13 protein-coding genes are annotated in these 14829 nt (G+C 58.8%); 9 read left to right on the forward strand and 4 right to left on the reverse strand.

The window, feature by feature from the left end; translation table 11 throughout:
- The first annotated feature begins 100 nt into the window (after positions 1–100).
- Together B7E11_RS28120 and B7E11_RS28125 are read left to right on the forward strand one after the other, a co-directional pair.
- A complete protein-coding gene (locus tag B7E11_RS28120) occupies positions 101–937 on the forward strand; it encodes an AraC family transcriptional regulator (protein ID WP_080840734.1) in 837 nt (278 codons plus the stop codon).
- Between the two features lie 235 nt (positions 938–1172).
- Positions 1173–1403, forward strand: a complete 231-nt coding sequence (locus B7E11_RS28125) for a cation:proton antiporter regulatory subunit (RefSeq protein ID WP_080840735.1) — start codon at positions 1173–1175, stop codon at positions 1401–1403.
- Between the two features lie 82 nt (positions 1404–1485).
- Here B7E11_RS28125 and htpG read toward each other — a convergent pair whose 3' ends face one another.
- Both htpG and B7E11_RS28135 read right to left on the reverse strand, forming a co-directional pair.
- The gene (htpG, locus tag B7E11_RS28130) at positions 1486–3375 is read right to left on the reverse strand and encodes a molecular chaperone HtpG (protein WP_080841082.1); all 1890 of its coding nucleotides are present in this window, start codon (positions 3373–3375) and stop codon (positions 1486–1488) included.
- An 87-nt stretch (positions 3376–3462) separates the two neighbouring features.
- Positions 3463–3876, reverse strand: a complete 414-nt coding sequence (locus B7E11_RS28135) for a hypothetical protein (RefSeq protein ID WP_080840736.1) — start codon at positions 3874–3876, stop codon at positions 3463–3465.
- Between the two features lie 287 nt (positions 3877–4163).
- On the opposite strand from B7E11_RS28135, the gene B7E11_RS28140 reads away from it, so the two are divergent.
- The 6 genes from B7E11_RS28140 to B7E11_RS28165 all read left to right on the forward strand — a co-directional run bounded on the left by B7E11_RS28140 (position 4164) and on the right by B7E11_RS28165 (position 10939).
- Positions 4164–5165, forward strand: coding sequence for a substrate-binding domain-containing protein (locus B7E11_RS28140; protein WP_080840737.1), 1002 nt, complete (start codon positions 4164–4166; stop codon positions 5163–5165).
- Between the two features lies 1 nt (position 5166).
- A complete protein-coding gene (locus B7E11_RS28145; RefSeq protein ID WP_080840738.1) occupies positions 5167–6636 on the forward strand; it encodes a sensor histidine kinase in 1470 nt (489 codons plus the stop codon).
- On the forward strand, positions 6611–7945 hold the full coding sequence (locus B7E11_RS28150; protein WP_080840739.1) for an AraC family transcriptional regulator: 1335 nt from the start codon (positions 6611–6613) through the stop codon (positions 7943–7945). The genes B7E11_RS28145 and B7E11_RS28150 overlap by 26 nt, the downstream gene beginning before the upstream one ends.
- A 238-nt stretch (positions 7946–8183) precedes the next feature.
- Positions 8184–9578, forward strand: coding sequence for a sugar porter family MFS transporter (locus B7E11_RS28155; protein ID WP_080840740.1), 1395 nt, complete (start codon positions 8184–8186; stop codon positions 9576–9578).
- Between the two features lie 65 nt (positions 9579–9643).
- Positions 9644–9949 (forward strand): hypothetical protein, encoded by a 306-nt coding sequence (locus B7E11_RS28160; RefSeq protein ID WP_139787341.1) that lies wholly within the window; start codon positions 9644–9646, stop codon positions 9947–9949.
- An 81-nt stretch (positions 9950–10030) separates the two neighbouring features.
- Positions 10031–10939, forward strand: a complete 909-nt coding sequence (locus tag B7E11_RS28165) for a LysR family transcriptional regulator (protein ID WP_080840742.1) — start codon at positions 10031–10033, stop codon at positions 10937–10939.
- A 15-nt stretch (positions 10940–10954) separates the two neighbouring features.
- On the opposite strand, the gene B7E11_RS28170 is transcribed toward B7E11_RS28165, so the two are convergent.
- The gene (locus B7E11_RS28170) at positions 10955–11737 is read right to left on the reverse strand and encodes an SDR family NAD(P)-dependent oxidoreductase (RefSeq protein ID WP_080840743.1); all 783 of its coding nucleotides are present in this window, start codon (positions 11735–11737) and stop codon (positions 10955–10957) included.
- 187 nt (positions 11738–11924) lie between these two features.
- Complete coding sequence (locus B7E11_RS28175) at positions 11925–12836, reverse strand: proline dehydrogenase family protein (RefSeq protein WP_080840744.1); 912 nt, start codon at positions 12834–12836, stop codon at positions 11925–11927.
- A 209-nt stretch (positions 12837–13045) separates the two neighbouring features.
- On the opposite strand from B7E11_RS28175, the gene B7E11_RS28180 reads away from it, so the two are divergent.
- Positions 13046–14791 carry a sigma-54 interaction domain-containing protein gene (locus tag B7E11_RS28180; RefSeq protein WP_080840745.1) on the forward strand — a complete coding sequence of 582 codons (1746 nt, stop codon included), beginning with the start codon at positions 13046–13048 and terminating at the stop codon, positions 14789–14791.
- Positions 14792–14829 lie beyond the last annotated feature (38 nt).

Genomic DNA, 14829 nt, shown 5'->3' on the forward strand with positions numbered 1-14829 from the left:
TTAAGACTATATTGCGATTATAGGTAAGTTTATTTAAAATGAAAATAACATTATTTTGCATGACGATATAACAATATTGTCATAATAGGGGACTGCAAGCATGATCCGTCAAAGCCACCTGCTGACCCTTCAGCAAACGTCTTTTTTCTGTTTGCCCGAGTCCGTCGGGTTTTACCGGAATGTTCCCGATCACAGCGTGACGCGGGAAGCGGGGGCGCTGAACAATTTCAACATTCACTTCGTCGCCGCCGGCAAAGGTTTCGTGGAGCTTGACGGCAACGTTCGGACGCTGCACGCCGGCGAAGCCGTGCTTTATTTCCCGCAGCAGCAGCAGCGGTACTACAGCAGCCGGGAAGACCCGTGGGCGGTTCGCTGGGTGCATTTTTACGGCAGCGGGCTGCAGGATTACATGCTCGAACGGGGATTGCACAAAAGCCAGTTGTGGACGCTCCGCCAGCCCGATTCTTGGTCGCAGGCGCACGAGGAGCTTCTGGCGGAAGCCGAAACGAACCGGATGCTGTTCCCGGCGCGCCTGTCCACGCTGACCTACGCGCTGCTGGCCGCGTTCGTCGAGCAGGCCGTGCCGCTCGTCGGAGGCCGGACCGGCTCGTCCGGCGACCGTATCCTGGAACTGCTGCCGCAAATGCAGCGGGATGCCGTAAAGCCTTTTTTGCTGGAAGATTGGGCCGAGCGCGCGGGGGTCAGCTCTTACTATTTTTGCAAACTGTTCAAAACCGTCATGAAAATGACGCCGATGGACTTCATCACGCGCTGCCGCCTCCAGATGGCCAAACAATGGCTGCTCGAGCGCAAAGAGGATAAAATCGGGGAAATCGCCGCCGACGCGGGATATCCGAGCGTCAGCTATTTCAACAAGCGGTTCATGGAGCACGAAGGCATGACCCCGACGGAATACCGTCGATTGTACGGCGCCTGACCGTCGAAACATCCATGCGGATCCGGCGAGAACCGCATAAACTGCTAAGGGAAAGCGCTTATTCGGCCGGCGGCGGACATGAGGGGAACGTTTTCATTCTTGACGTTCTCTCTCGCATGGACGATAATAGGCGTGCGCGCCCGAGCGCGCCGTTCATTTTTTGCCCGCATCGTTCGGAAACCGGCTTCGCCCGCCCGCGATTGCGGCTCATTATTTGTGAAGGCAGGGTTATGCGTTGGATATTCGCGAAACGGAGTTGCCCGGCATCGGCCGGAAATATAAGATTCGGACGCGCAGCGGGGAAACGCTCGTCATCGTCGTTCATCACGACGATCGCCGGGAAATGTTCCATCTGGACTCGGACGAACCGGATGCGGACATGCTTTCCGTGATTACGCTCGACGACGAAGAGGCGCGGGCGGTCGCCGCCATCATCGGCGGCATGACGCTCAAACCGCAATCGTAACAGGAATCGGCCCGCGTCGCAGCCTCGAGGGCCGGGATCGCCGAATTTAAAAGCCCCGCGCAAGGCGGGGCCGGCAAACCGGTTAAACCATGATTTTGCAAATGTCGTTCGTGAATTCGACCGGGTCCTGAATCGGCAGCCCTTCGATCAGCAGCGCCTGGTTGTACAACAGCGCGGTGTACAGGTTGACTTTCTCCTTGTCGGTCGCGAACGAATCCTTCAGCGACTGGAACACCGGATGGTTCACGTTGATTTCCAGCACCTTGTCGGCTTTGACCCCCGGCATATCGGGATTGCCCGGCATCGCGTTCAGGATTTTTTCCATTTCGATCGAAACTTCGCCCTCCGCCGACAGGCAAACCGGGTGCGACTTGAGCCGCTTGGAAGCCTTGACCGCTTTTACCTTGCCCGCAAGCTGGCTCTGCATATGCTCGAACAGCTCTTTGTGCTCGCTTGCTTCGGCCTCGTTTTCGCCTTTGCCCTCTTCCGGCTCGATGCCCAGATCGCCGCTCGACACGGACTTGAATTCCTTGTCCTTATAGCGCATGAGCATTTTGATCGCGAACTCGTCCACGTCGTCGGTAAAGTACAAAATCTCGTAGCCCTTGTCCGCCACCAGCTCCGTTTGCGGAAGCTTCTCGATCCGCTCGACGGAATCGCCGGTCGCGTAGTAGATGTACTTTTGCTCCTCCGGCATTCTCGACACGTACTCGTCGAGCGTGACCTGCTTTTTCTCCTTGGAGGAAGTGAACAGCAGCAGGTCCTGCAGCACGTCCTTGTGCATGCCGTAATCGTTGTACACGCCGAATTTCAGCTGGCGGCCGAACGATTTGAAAAACGTTTCGTATTTCTCGCGCTCGTCCTTGAGCATCGATTTGAGCTGGCTTTTGATTTTGCTCTCGATGTTTTTGGCGATTTGCTTGAGCTGCCGGTCGTGCTGCAGCATTTCCCGCGAAATGTTGAGCGACAGGCTTTCCGAATCGACCATCCCTTTGACGAAGCTGAAATAGTCCGGCAGCAGGTCGGCGCATTTTTCCATGATGAGCACGCCGCTCGAATACAGCTCTAGCCCCTTCTCGAACTCCTTCGAATAGTAATCGAACGGAATCGTTTCCGGGATGTACAGGATCGCCTGGTAGACGACCGTTCCGTCCGCGCTGATATGGATGTGCTTGAGCGGCTTGTCGAAGCCGTACCGCTTCTCGTTGTAGAAATTTTCGTAGTCTTCGGTCGTCAGCTCGTTTTTGTTGCGGCGCCAAATCGGCACCATGCTGTTGATCCGCTGTTCTTCCGTCACGTCTTCGAATTCGTTCTCGCTGCCTTCTTTCGGCTTCGACGTCGTGACGTCCATCTTGATCGGATAACGGATAAAGTCGGAATATTTTTTGATGATCGCTTTCAGCCGGTATTGCTCCAAAAATTCGTCGTAATTTTCGTCCTCGGCGTTGCCTTTGATTTTCAGCGTGATTTCCGTGCCGACCGAATCCTTCTCGCATGGCTCGATCGTATAGCCGTCCGCGCCGGTCGATTCCCACTTGTAGGCGCTGTCGCCGTACAGCGATTTGCTGACGACCGTCACGACGTCCGCGACCATGAACGCGGAGTAGAAGCCGACGCCGAATTGGCCGATAATGTCGTGGCCGTCCTTCGCTTCGTTTTCTTTCTTGAACGCGAGGGAACCGCTTTTGGCGATGATGCCGAGATTGTTTTCGAGCTCCTCTTTCGTCATGCCGATGCCGGTATCCGAAATCGTGAGCGTCCGCTTTTGCTTGTCGGGCGTCACTTTAATGTAATAATTGTCCTTGTCGAAAACGAGGTTCTCATCGGTGAGCGCCTTGTAGTAAATTTTGTCGATCGCGTCGCTCGCGTTGGAAATCAGTTCCCTGAGGAAAATTTCCCTTTGCGTGTAAATGGAGTTGATCATCATTTCCAAAAGCCGCTTCGATTCCGCCTGAAACTGCTTCTTTTCCACTTCGGAGACCCCTTCCGCCATCGTATTAGCACTCTCATCCTTCGAGTGCCAGCATCTCTTTTTTTATATCATTCCTCCAAATTGATGTCAATGACCGAGGCCGACGTCCGCGCTTCGCGTCCGGATTTGCCGAAAATAATAGACGGCAAGAACGGCCAGCAGCAGCACGGCGAGAACGAGATAAATGTTGCTGAAGACGAAGCCGCGTCCGGACGCGTTGGCCGGATTCCAGCTCGCGGCCGCGCCGGCGTCGATCGCTCTGCCGTAAATGCCCGCGGCGATCGCCTGGGACATGAAGTTCAGCATCGAAAACAGCCCCATGCCGACGCCCGCCCGCTCCTTCGGCAGCGTTCGGGAAATCGAATTGGACAGCGCGATGGACATGAACAATTGCCCGACGTTGCGAAAACGAGAAACAGGGCGATCCAGGCGGCGGCCGCGGCGGTAAAGGTCGATAGCGACATCCGGCTGATGAGGAGGAGATCCGTTTCCAGCTCCCATGCGAGCCGTTCTCCGAACAGCTTTTTCATGTCCTCGCCGTAATGAAATCCGGAAAGATTTAGTGATGCTCTGCCTGGAGCGGGGTTTCCGCTTGACGTTTCCGACAAGCGTTGCAGTTGCCGCAATTCCGACCGGTTCCCTTCCTGCCCGCAAAACCCGCCGCCCTCAGCCATGCAGTCATTCAGTCCGCTTTTTGCCCTTCCGCCGTTAAAATTCTTAAAATCGGGACATCTTTTGCTATAATGAGGCTTGCGAATTATCCCTCTCGCCAAAGGAGTCACGCCCCGATGACGAACCGACTTCGGAAGCTGGCCATTATCCTGCTTTCGCTTATCTTTATCGGCCTTCTCGCCGGTTTCGGCCTGTCGGCTTTGAATATCCGCAAATTGACGACGCAGCTGGACCCGCCCGCGCCGAGCGAACCTTCGGGACTTCGCATCGAACTGATTTCCCAGGAGTTGAACAACCCGTTCTGGAGATCGCTGGAAAGCGGAGCGCGAGAGGCGGCCGAGTCTTACGGCATGGAGCTCGAATACGCCGGGCCGACGCGGATCGACCCGGAAGAGCAAACCCGCCTGCTGGAAAAGGCGGTGGCCAAGGGAGCCGACGCGCTGCTCGTGCAAGGCTTGAACGATCCTGTCTACGCGCGGTTGATCGACGAAGCGGTCCGACGGGGCATTCACGTCGTAACCGTCGACGCCGACGAGCCGAACAGCCGCCGAATCGCTTACGTCGGTTCGGACAACGAGCTTGCCGGCGCCCAAATGGGGGAACTGGTCGCCCGCAAACTGGACGGCGAGGGCGAAATCGGCGTCCTGCTCGGCAGCGAGGCAACGAATCAGCGGCTTCGGCTCGAAGGCTTCCGAAACGTCGTCTCCCGCTATCCCGGCCTCTCGATTGCCGACGTCCGCATCTCCAACATTTCCCGGCTCCAAGCGGCGGAGCAGGCTGCGGAACTGCTGCAGGAGTTCCCGGAGCTTCGCGCGATCGTCGGCTTCAGCGCGCTGGACGGCCTCGGCATCGCGGAAGCTGTCCAGCGCCTTGGCGTCGGGGACGTCAGCGTGTTCGCGTTCGACGATCTGGAAAATACGAAGGAAGCGATCCAGTCGGGCAAAATCGAAGCGTCGGTCGTCCAGCATCCTTACCGGATGGGCGAAGAAGCGGTCCGGCTGCTGCATGCCCTCCTTCAAGGCGAGCCCCTCGGGCAATCGCAGCACGTCGTTCCGACGACCGTGCTCGCCCGAAGCCCGTCAGCGCCTTCGGACGGAAACGGCTCCGGAGGTGAATAAAATGTCGATCCGCGCGAAGCTGCTGCTGGTTATCCCGCTCCTTGTCCTGCTCGCCAATACCGTCACCTTTTTCCTTTTTCAAAGCTCGACGATCGTCCAGCGAAGCTACGACCGGATGATGGATCGCATTCTTGCCTACAAGCAATCGGTCGAGGCCGCGGACCGGTCGCTCCAGGCGCTTTACGCGCACTTGCTCGACCCGAATCCCGAAAGCCGAACCGGGGCGGCGGGCGGCATCGAGGAGTTGATCCGGCGCGCCGGAGAGCTTGAGCGAACCGTTCGCCCCGCTTCCCAGGGCGCCGCCGGGACCGGCTACCTTCGGCTTCTTGACTCGCTGGCAAAGGAGGAGAAAGCCGCCCTTTCCGCAGCTTATCCGTCCGATGCGCTGTCGCGATACGAATCGGCCGAACGAATCGCGGGCTTCGTCCGCGAGGAGGCGCAGCGGCTCGTCGATCTCGAGCTGGCGTTCGACCAGCCGATTTTCCGCCGGATCCAGGAGGAGAACGCGCGCATGAACCGGCTCGGGGCCGCCGTCTTCGTCGCCCAGACGGCGCTCGGCGTCGCGCTTGCCGTCTGGATTTCCCGCGGCGTGACCGATCCGGTCGGCCGGCTCGTCAAAGCGGCGAAGCACGTCTCCGAACATCGCACCTACGAGACGCCGCCCGATCTTCCCGCCGCCGGCAAGGACGAGCTCGGTACGCTCTCCGGCGCGTTTCGGCAAATGCTGGCCGACTTGAAAGCGTCCGCGAGGCGGGACCGCGAAATGCTGGAGCAAAGCCGGCTCGTCAAGGAACTGGAGCTGCAGGCGCTGCAAAGCCAGATCCGGCCTCATTTCATGTACAATTCGCTCAACGTGCTGTCGAAGCTGGCGTTGCTGGAAGGCGCGGAGCGGACGTCCGACCTGATCGTCTCCCTGTCCCGCATGCTTCGCTACAATTTGCGCCGCCTGGACGAGCCGGTCGGCCTTAAAGACGAGCTGGAACAAGCGGACGCGTACGTCGCCATCCAGAAAGCCCGGTTCCGCGACCGCTTCCGGTTCGAAACCGAAATCGACGAGTCGGTCCTGGACACGCCGATCCCGCCGCTCACGATCCAACCGCTGGTCGAAAACGCGTTCGTCCACGGCATCGAAAGCCTGGAACGAAACGCCGTCATCCGGCTTTCCGTGCGTCGCGCCCCCGACGGCCGGAACGCCATCGTGGAAATCGCGGACAACGGCGCCGGCATGGACGAAGAGACCCGGCAAGCGCTGCTTCGGATGGACTACGAGCCGTCGGCCGGATTCGCTTCCGAAGGAAAGTCGTCCGGTCTCGGCACCCGCAACGTGTTCCGCAGGCTGCAATTGTTCTGCGGGCGCGACGACGCCGTCGAGATCCGGAGCCGGCCGGGATTCGGGACGACGATCGCGATTCGCATCCCGTTGACAAAGGAGGAAACGCAGACCGATGTACCGATTGATGATCGCGGATGACGAAGCGCTGGAACGGGAAGGCCTGGAGTGGATCGTTGGGCGGGAGCTTCCCGATACGTTCGAGATCCTTCACGCCGAAAACGGCAGGCAGGCGATCGAAGCCGCGGAGGAGCGGCGCCCGCACATCGTGTTCATGGACGTGCAGATGCCCGGCATTCAAGGGCTCGAGGCGCTGAAGGAAATCCGGAAAACGCTGCCCGAAGCCAAGCTTGTGCTCGTGACCGCCTACGATTACTTTTCCTATGCGCAGGAAGCGCTGTCCCTCGGCGTGAAGGAATACATCGTCAAGCCCGCCGGCCGCGAGCAAATCGCGAACCTTCTGCGGCGTCTGAAGGACGAGCTGGACCGGGAAAAAGACGCCAAAGCCGAGCAGCTCGAACTGAAAAGCAGAGTATACGCGCTGCAGCCGCTTGTCGAAAACGAGTTGGCGCTCACGCTGATGGTCGATCAGGTTTCGGGCGCCGGGCCCGAAGAACTGGCGTCCTGGCTCGACTTTCCGCTGGACGATTGCCGTTGCCTCGTGCTGGCCTTCTCCGGGCACGTATCGGGCCCGGACAGGCGAATGCTGTTCGAGACGATTCGCCGATACGCGAAGTCCCATGCCCGGTGCATCGTCAGCTCCATTCTCGAGCACCATTTGGCGTTGTTCGCGCGCAAGCCGCAGCAAGCGGACGGCGACGGGAAGGCGGAGGCCGTGCAGCTCGGCGAAAAGCTTCGCGACACGGTTCGCGGCGAGCTGGCGATCGGCCTGTCGGTCGGAATCGGGACGCTCCGCTCCGGAACGGAAGGGCTGCGCCGCTCGTATTTCGAAGCGGTGTTCGCCTCCGCCTGTTCCGACCGGGAAGGCCAAATTTGCCCGTTCGACGATTTGAAGCAGGGACAAGCCGTCGGCTTCCCCCGGGAAGGAGCCGAAGACGCCGCCCAACGCAGTTACGTCATGTCCGCGCTGAACCGCATTCGCGAAATCCGGGAAGAGCAGACCTCGACGGTCATCGACCGGGCGAAAGCCTACATCCGCAGCCGGTTCGCGGAAGACTTGTCGCTGGAGGACGTGGCGGAATTCGTGCATTTGAACCCTTTTTATTTCAGCAAAGTGTTCAAGCAGCATGCCGGCGAGACGTTCATCGACTTTTTGACCGGGCTGCGGATCGACCGGGCGAAGGAGCTTATCGGGGAAGATCGCCTCAGCATCAAGGAAGTAAGCTACGAGGTCGGCTATAACGATCCGAACTACTTCAGCCGCGTGTTCAAAAAAGTAACCGGCGTCACGCCGTCCGAGTTTCGGGCCGCGTTTGCGCCGGAATCCTAGCATCCGCGCATGCCGATCCGTCTCCTCCGGGAGGCGGATTTTTTTGCGCGGGTCGGACAAAAAAATGCTATCGTCCCCCGTCGTTCTTTCGCCCGGCGGCCGCATCGAAGGATTGTGCGGTTTTGGCGCAAATTAATGAAGCTGTTCGTTCCGCCTTCGGCTTTTTCATCATGCTATACTGAGTTTCGCTTCCCTTGCGGGAAGCCGTTTTGCAAGGCAGCGAAGGGAGGCAACGCTCATGAAAACCAAAACCGTTACATGGCCCGAACAAGGAAACCGTCCGAACATGAAATACGTGACGATCGTCTCGATCGTCGCCGCGCTCGGAGGGCTGCTGTTCGGATTCGATACCGCCGTCGTGTCCGGAGCGATCGGCTTCATGACGGAAAAATTCAATTTGAACGACATTCAGGTCGGCTGGGCCGTTTCCAGCCTGATCATCGGGTGCATCGTCGGCGCCGCGTTGTCCGGAACGCTCAGCGACCGGTTCGGTAGGAAAAAGGTGCTTATCGCCGCGGCCGTTCTGTTCATCGTCGGTTCGATCGGCTCGGCGCTTCCGGAAACGTTCGCGGGATATATCGTTTTCCGGATGATCGGCGGGCTCGGGATCGGCATCACCTCGACCCTGTGCCCGCTCTACAATGCCGAAATCGCGCCGGCCCAATACCGCGGGCGGCTCGTCGCCCTTAACCAATTCGCGACCGTTACCGGAATTTTCCTTACCTATTTCGTCAACTCCGGCATCGCGAGTTACGGCAACGACGCGTGGGACGTTTCCGAAGGTTGGCGCTGGATGTTCGGCGTCGGCGCGATTCCGGGCATCCTGTTCATGGTTCTTCTGTTCCTCGTTCCCGAAAGCCCGCGTTGGCTGATCAAGCAAGGAAGAGCCGAGGAGGCGCTGTCCATTTTGCTCCGCGTTCACGGGGAAGAAGCGGCCAAGCAAGAAGTTCTGGATATTAAAGCTTCCTTCAAGGAGAAAAAAGCGACCTATCGCGAGCTGTTCAAGCCGGGCCTTCGGTTCGCGCTCTTCGTCGGGGTCGTCATCGCGATTCTGCAGCAAGTGACCGGCATTAACGCCATTCTTTATTATGCGCCGGAAATTTTGAAGGAAACGGGCGCGGGCACGAACGCGGCGCTTGTGCAGACAATTTTGGTCGGCTTCATCAATTTCGCGTTTACGATTTTGTCGATCTGGCTGATCGACAAGGCCGGGCGGAAGGCGCTGCTCCTGGCCGGCTCGTCGGTTATGACGATCAGCTTGCTGTTGATCGGATATGTTTTTCACTCGGGCCAAAGCACGGGCCCGGTCGTGCTGGTGCTGATCCTCGTTTACGTAGCGGCGTTTGCCGTCTCGCTGGGCCCGGTCGTCTGGGTTTTGCTGTCCGAAATTTTTCCGAACCGCGTGCGCGGCCGCGCGACGGCGATCGCTTCGATGGCGCTGTGGGCGGCGGACTACGTCGTTTCCCAATCGTTCCCCCCGCTGCTCGGTTCGGCGGGACCGGCCGCCACCTACTGGACGTTCGGAGCGATGTCGCTGATTACGGTGCTGTTCACCTGGCGTTTCGTTCCCGAAACGAAGGGCAAATCGCTGGAGCAAATCGAAGCGCTTTGGACGCCGGCGAAGCGAAAATAACCCCTCGGCCGCCAAAGAGCGACCCTTCTCTTCCTTTTCAAGAAGAGGGGGGTCGCTTGCCTATAATGGATTTTATCCAATCAATGGAGCGGGAAACGGGGAAACCGCGGCCTAGAGTGGATTTTATCCAACGAGAAACGGCCATTTCGCCTGGAATGGACGAAACCGCCCCGCCCGATTGGACAAAATCCAACGAAGATGACGCATTGCGCGAAAAAACCGGTTTTGATTGGACAAAATCCAACCAAGCTTCGCCTAACCCCGTCTCGACCCGTGTTATCCCGCTCCCCCGCTCCACCCCGCTCAAGGAAGCCCGATTTCTCAAGACCGTCTTCTCAAGGACGAAGTCAGACGTTTTTCCAATCGTTTGAAAATCGCGTCAGCCTTTCGTTTAGCGATGCTTATCGATTATACTTTCCTATAAGACGAAGTAAACTCCGAGGGATTACAAGATGAATATCGAACAACTGGAATATGTCGTCGAGGTCGCCAAAGCGGGATCCTTGTCGGCCGCCTCCGCCCATCTGCACGTGACCCAATCCGCGATCAGCCAGTCGATCGCCCGGCTGGAAGCCGAATTGGGCGTAGCGGTTTTCCTTCGCTCCCGCACGGGCGCGACCGTGACCGAAGAAGGAAAAAAAATCGTCCGCCAGGCGCTCAAAGTGCTTCATGAGCTGAACGAAATGAAACAAACGGCGCTGCATGACCGGCAATTGATCGAAGGCAAGCTGCAAATCGCGGCGTTTCCGGGCCTTATGCCTTTGCTCGTGCAGACGATCGCATCCATAAAAAAAGAAAATCCCCGACTCCGAATCGCCATCGAGGAAAAGGACTCGATGTCCATCGTCGAGGATATTCGGGCGAACCGGACCGACGTCGGGCTTGTCGCCGTCTATCCGAAGGATATCCGGCAGCTGAACGGCCTTGAATTCGAGGCTTCCAAACAAGTGAAACTGGTCATTATGGCAAACGGGAACTCCCCGATCGCGCGAAAAAAAACCGTTTCCCCAGAGGAACTGTTGAAGCTGGATTGGGTTCTTTACCAGGACAACTTCCTGGACGATTTTATCGCCGACTTCAGCTCGCGGCACGGAGAGCCTTCGATTCTTTTTACCACCAACAACGCCGGAGCGATTCAAACCGCCCTTGAGGAAAATATTGCGGTCACCGTCGGACACGACTACTCGTTCGTTCACCATCCCGCCTACCGGAACGGCGAATTCGCCATGGTCGAAATCGCCTCGTTCCCTCAGCGCGAAACGCAAATCGGCTGGCTCAAATCCGAGGCCAAGCAAAAATCGTTTTTATGCGAGTACTGCATCGGCCGCTTTCAGCGCGAGCTGGAGAAAAACAGCCTTTAAGCCTTGGCCCGGCGATCAGGAAAACCAGCGGCTCAGATCCGGGTACCCGCTCGTCGCCCACGCGCCGTCGACTAGCAGGCTTGCCCCGGAGACGTAACCGGCATCGTCGCTGGCCAAGAACAGCGCCGGGCCGGTCATTTCTTCCGGCTTCGCGGCGCGTCCCATCGGAATGCGCTCCATGTAGGCCGCGGTAATTTCCTCGCTTTGCAAAAGCCCCGCCGTTAGCGGCGTCTCGATCAGGCCGGGAAGGATCGCGTTCACCCGAATGCCGTTGCGGGCCATCTCCAGCGCGCCGTTTTTCGTCAGCATCTCGACGCCCGCTTTGGCCGAAGCGTAGGCCGAGCCCGAATACATCGGCACATGGGCGTTGAGCGACGCGACGTTGACGATGGCGCCGCCGCCTCGTTTCGTCATCGCCTTCGCTTCATGCTTCATGCTTAAAAATACGCCTTTGAGGCACAGATCGACCGTAAAATCCCAATCCGCTTCGGAAAGATTGACGATCGTTCCGGCCTTCGAAGCCCCCGCTACGTTAAAGGCGATGTCCAATCCGCCGAACCGTTCGACCGCCTCGCCCACGAGCGCCTCCACATGCGCTTCTTGCGTGACATCGGTCTTGACGCCGACAAACGAATCGCCGAGTTCGGCCTGCAGGGCGTCCAACCGGTCTTTGTTGATATCCGCCGCGACGACTTTGGCTCCCTCCGCCAGCAGACGCCGGCTGATCGCATACCCGACCCCGGAAGCGCCGCCGGTCACGACGGCAACCTTGTCTTTAAAACGATTTTCCATTGCCATGTCCGTTTCCTCCTCGAATCGTTAAAAATGAAATCGTTGTCATTTCTATTTTAACGTTCGATTATCATCATGTATAATTAATTGTTCTGCATTTAACATTAGTTTGGCTTATAGATAGCATTAAAGCTATTTCGCCGAAGCTCTCCCGCTTGATTGGACTTTGCCTGATAAAATCCATAGGCCCCGCTCAGCCTTTGAACAAATGCTTCAATACGAACCGAACGTTCGCGGGGCGCTCCGCCAAGCGGCGCATAAAATAGCCGAACCAGTCGATTCCGTAAGGAACGTACACGCGCACTTTATAGCCTTCCCGAACAAGCCTGCGCTGGAGCGGCTCGCCGATTCCGTACAGCATTTGAAATTCGAAACGGTCGCCGGAGACGCCGTATTCCCGGACCAGCCGCTTCGCGTATTCGACCGCGTCCTCGTCATGGGTGGCGATCGCCGCGTAGCCGCCTCCAAGCAGCTGTTTCCGGATGAGGTTTTTGAAATTCGCGTCGACGTCCTTTTTATCCGGGTAGGCGACATCGGCGGTTTCTTTGTAGGCTCCCTTCACGAGCCGCAAATTCGCGCCGACCTCCCGCAGCTCCTTCACGTCCCGCTCCGACCGGTACAAATAGGCCTGGATGACGATCCCGACGTTGTCGTAATCCCGTCCGAGCTTTCGGTACATCTCGATCGCGGGCTGGCAGTGCGCATAATCTTCCATGTCGATGCGGACGAAATTCCGGTACCGGGCGGCCCTTTCCAAAATGCGCCGCATATGGCTCTCGCACGTCCCGAAATCGACGTCCAGGCCAAGCGACGTCAGCTTGACCGACACGTTGGAATCGACGCCTGCATCCGCGATCGCGTCCAGCGTCCGCAAGACGGCGTCGGCCGAAAGCCGCGCTTCTTGTTCGCCGGCGACGAACTCGCCCAGATGGTCGAGCGTCGCCGCGATGCCCGAAGCGTTCAGCCTGCGGACCGCTTCGATCGCGGCGGAGACCGTCTCTCCGGCAACGAAACGCGAGGCGCCGAAACGAAGCCCGTACTTGCGCGCCGCCCGATTGGCGAGACGGCTTTTTCCCATCGTCCGAAACAGGTCGCCCACTCTCATTGCGACAAGTCGCCTCCTTCGCCGCGGCTCAACGACTCAGCGGCGGCTGTCCATCGGTGTTTAAGATTATACAGTATATTCCGCGCGCCGCCTCACGTTTACCGTTTTCCGCCGGCTCCCCCAACCTCGCGTCTTGTTGTTTCCGGCTGCTTCACATGATACATTTAAACCGAACGTACCTACTTTACGATCCTTTTGCGAGGTTGCACATGTTCAAACCTGAACAGTTTCCGATTCATCGACAATTCCATACCGCCTCCCCGACCGACCCCGCAAACGAAATTTCGGAGCGGCTGCGCGGCGGCGTTGCCGTCTATATGCCGGCGGGCGATCGGGCTTATCTGTTTACGGCCGAGGACGAGCCGCTGTTCGGCGAAACCGGCCGACCGGCCGCGAAATGGCTGGAGCGGTACGAAAGCTTGCGGTCTCCCGTCGTTGCTTCCGAAGATGTCGCGGCCGGCCGCTTCGAAACGCTCGAACGGCTCCTGGCCGGCGCATCGCGGCCGGTCGTGTTCCGGGAAGCGGACGGGACGATCGCCGGCTACTGCCGGATCGGCGAGCTGCTCGCCTACTTCCTCCGGGAAAGACGGCGCTTCGCTTCGTATTTTCAAACGCTGGCCGAAACGGTGTCCGACGCGGTAACGGTCGTCGACCGGACCGGCACCGTCATTTGCTGGAACGGCGTTGCGGAAGAAACGTACGGCATCGGCCGGGATACCATCGTCGGGCGCCGCATCGGCGAGCATTTTCAGCCCGATGCGCTCGTCGTGCTCCGCATGCTGGACGAAGGACGCACCGTGCGCAATACGTATCACCGTCCCCGCCCCGGCAATCACGTGCTGATCAACGCTTCCCCGGTATTGGACGAGGACGGGCGCATTATCGGCGGCATCGCCACCGAACAGGACATTACGCAGCTCGTCCGGCTGAACGACGAGCTGATGTCGGCGCATGCCGCGTTCCCCGACGATCGGCCGGGCGCCGACGAGCCGTTTCCTTTTATCAAAGGCAAAAGCAGGCGGCTCGAAACCGCGGTCCGGCTCGCCCGCAAAGCGGCCGGAACGGAAAATCCGCTGCTGCTCGTCGGCGAACCCGGCGTAGGCAAGCAGCAGCTCGCGCGCATGATCCACCAGCTCAGCCCGCGGGCGAAGCAGCCGTTTTTGACCGTTCATTGCGCTTCGATTCCGGACGGTCTGCTGGAAACCGAATTGTTCGGCTATCAGGGGGGCACGTTTACGGGAAACGGCGCGGGAGGCCCGGGAAAGCTGGAGCTGGCGGACGAGGGCACGCTGTTTCTGAACGGAATCGACCGTCTGCCGCCGGACGTGCAGGCGAAGCTTTACGAATATGTGCAGCGGCAAACCGTCTATCGCGTCGGAGGAACGGAACCGATTCCGGTTCGCGCCCGGATTATCGCGGCGACCGAGCGAAATTTGGGCGAGCTGGTCCGGGAACGGTCGTTCCGCTCCGATCTGTACTACGCCCTGAACGTCATTTCCATCGTCCTGCCGGCGCTGCGCGAGCGGAAGGAAGACCTGCCGTCGCTCGTCCAGACGTTCGCGCGCCAATTTGCCCTCCAATATCAAAAACCGGTCCCGCAATTCGATCCGGAGGTGCTGCTCGCTTTCGCCAATTACGACTGGCCGGGCAATTTGAACGAATTGACAAGCGTCGTGGAGCGCTGCCTGATTTTAAGCGAGGACGAGCGAATCGGGCTTTCCGTCCTTCCGGCCCATCTGCAGAAGGAGCAGCCGAAGCTCGAAAGGAGCGAGTCCGAGGCCGGCCAGCCGCAATTCAAGGCGCTGAGGACGCGAGCTACGGAACAAGAAGAAAAGGCGCTGATCGAGGAAGCGCTTGCCCAGACGCTCGGCAACAAAAGCGCGGCCGCCAAGCTGCTCGGCATTTCGCGCGGAACGCTGTACAACAAAATGAGGGAGCTGCGGCTTGAAGGATAAGCGGCCGTAGCATCGTTATATTCAGCCGATGGACCGGT

The sequence above is a fragment of the Cohnella massiliensis genome, assembly GCF_900169535.1.
GTDB lineage: Bacteria > Bacillota > Bacilli > Paenibacillales > Paenibacillaceae > Cohnella > Cohnella algarum.

Excerpts from the sequence above, each read along its gene's own strand:
- B7E11_RS28160 (WP_139787341.1), top strand. The coding sequence starts at position 9,644 with ATGGATTTTATCCAATCAATGGAGCGGGAAACGGGGAAACCGCGGCCT.
- B7E11_RS28140 (WP_080840737.1), top strand. The coding sequence starts at position 4,164 with ATGACGAACCGACTTCGGAAGCTGGCCATTATCCTGCTTTCGCTTATC.
- B7E11_RS28150 (WP_080840739.1), top strand. The coding sequence starts at position 6,611 with ATGTACCGATTGATGATCGCGGATGACGAAGCGCTGGAACGGGAAGGC.
- B7E11_RS28155 (WP_080840740.1), top strand. The coding sequence starts at position 8,184 with ATGAAAACCAAAACCGTTACATGGCCCGAACAAGGAAACCGTCCGAAC.
- B7E11_RS28135 (WP_080840736.1), bottom strand. The coding sequence starts at position 3,876 with ATGGGAGCTGGAAACGGATCTCCTCCTCATCAGCCGGATGTCGCTATC.
- B7E11_RS28180 (WP_080840745.1), top strand. The coding sequence starts at position 13,046 with ATGTTCAAACCTGAACAGTTTCCGATTCATCGACAATTCCATACCGCC.
- B7E11_RS28170 (WP_080840743.1), bottom strand. The coding sequence starts at position 11,737 with ATGGCAATGGAAAATCGTTTTAAAGACAAGGTTGCCGTCGTGACCGGC.
- B7E11_RS28165 (WP_080840742.1), top strand. The coding sequence starts at position 10,031 with ATGAATATCGAACAACTGGAATATGTCGTCGAGGTCGCCAAAGCGGGA.
- B7E11_RS28120 (WP_080840734.1), top strand. The coding sequence starts at position 101 with ATGATCCGTCAAAGCCACCTGCTGACCCTTCAGCAAACGTCTTTTTTC.
- B7E11_RS28175 (WP_080840744.1), bottom strand. The coding sequence starts at position 12,836 with ATGAGAGTGGGCGACCTGTTTCGGACGATGGGAAAAAGCCGTCTCGCC.
- B7E11_RS28145 (WP_080840738.1), top strand. The coding sequence starts at position 5,167 with ATGTCGATCCGCGCGAAGCTGCTGCTGGTTATCCCGCTCCTTGTCCTG.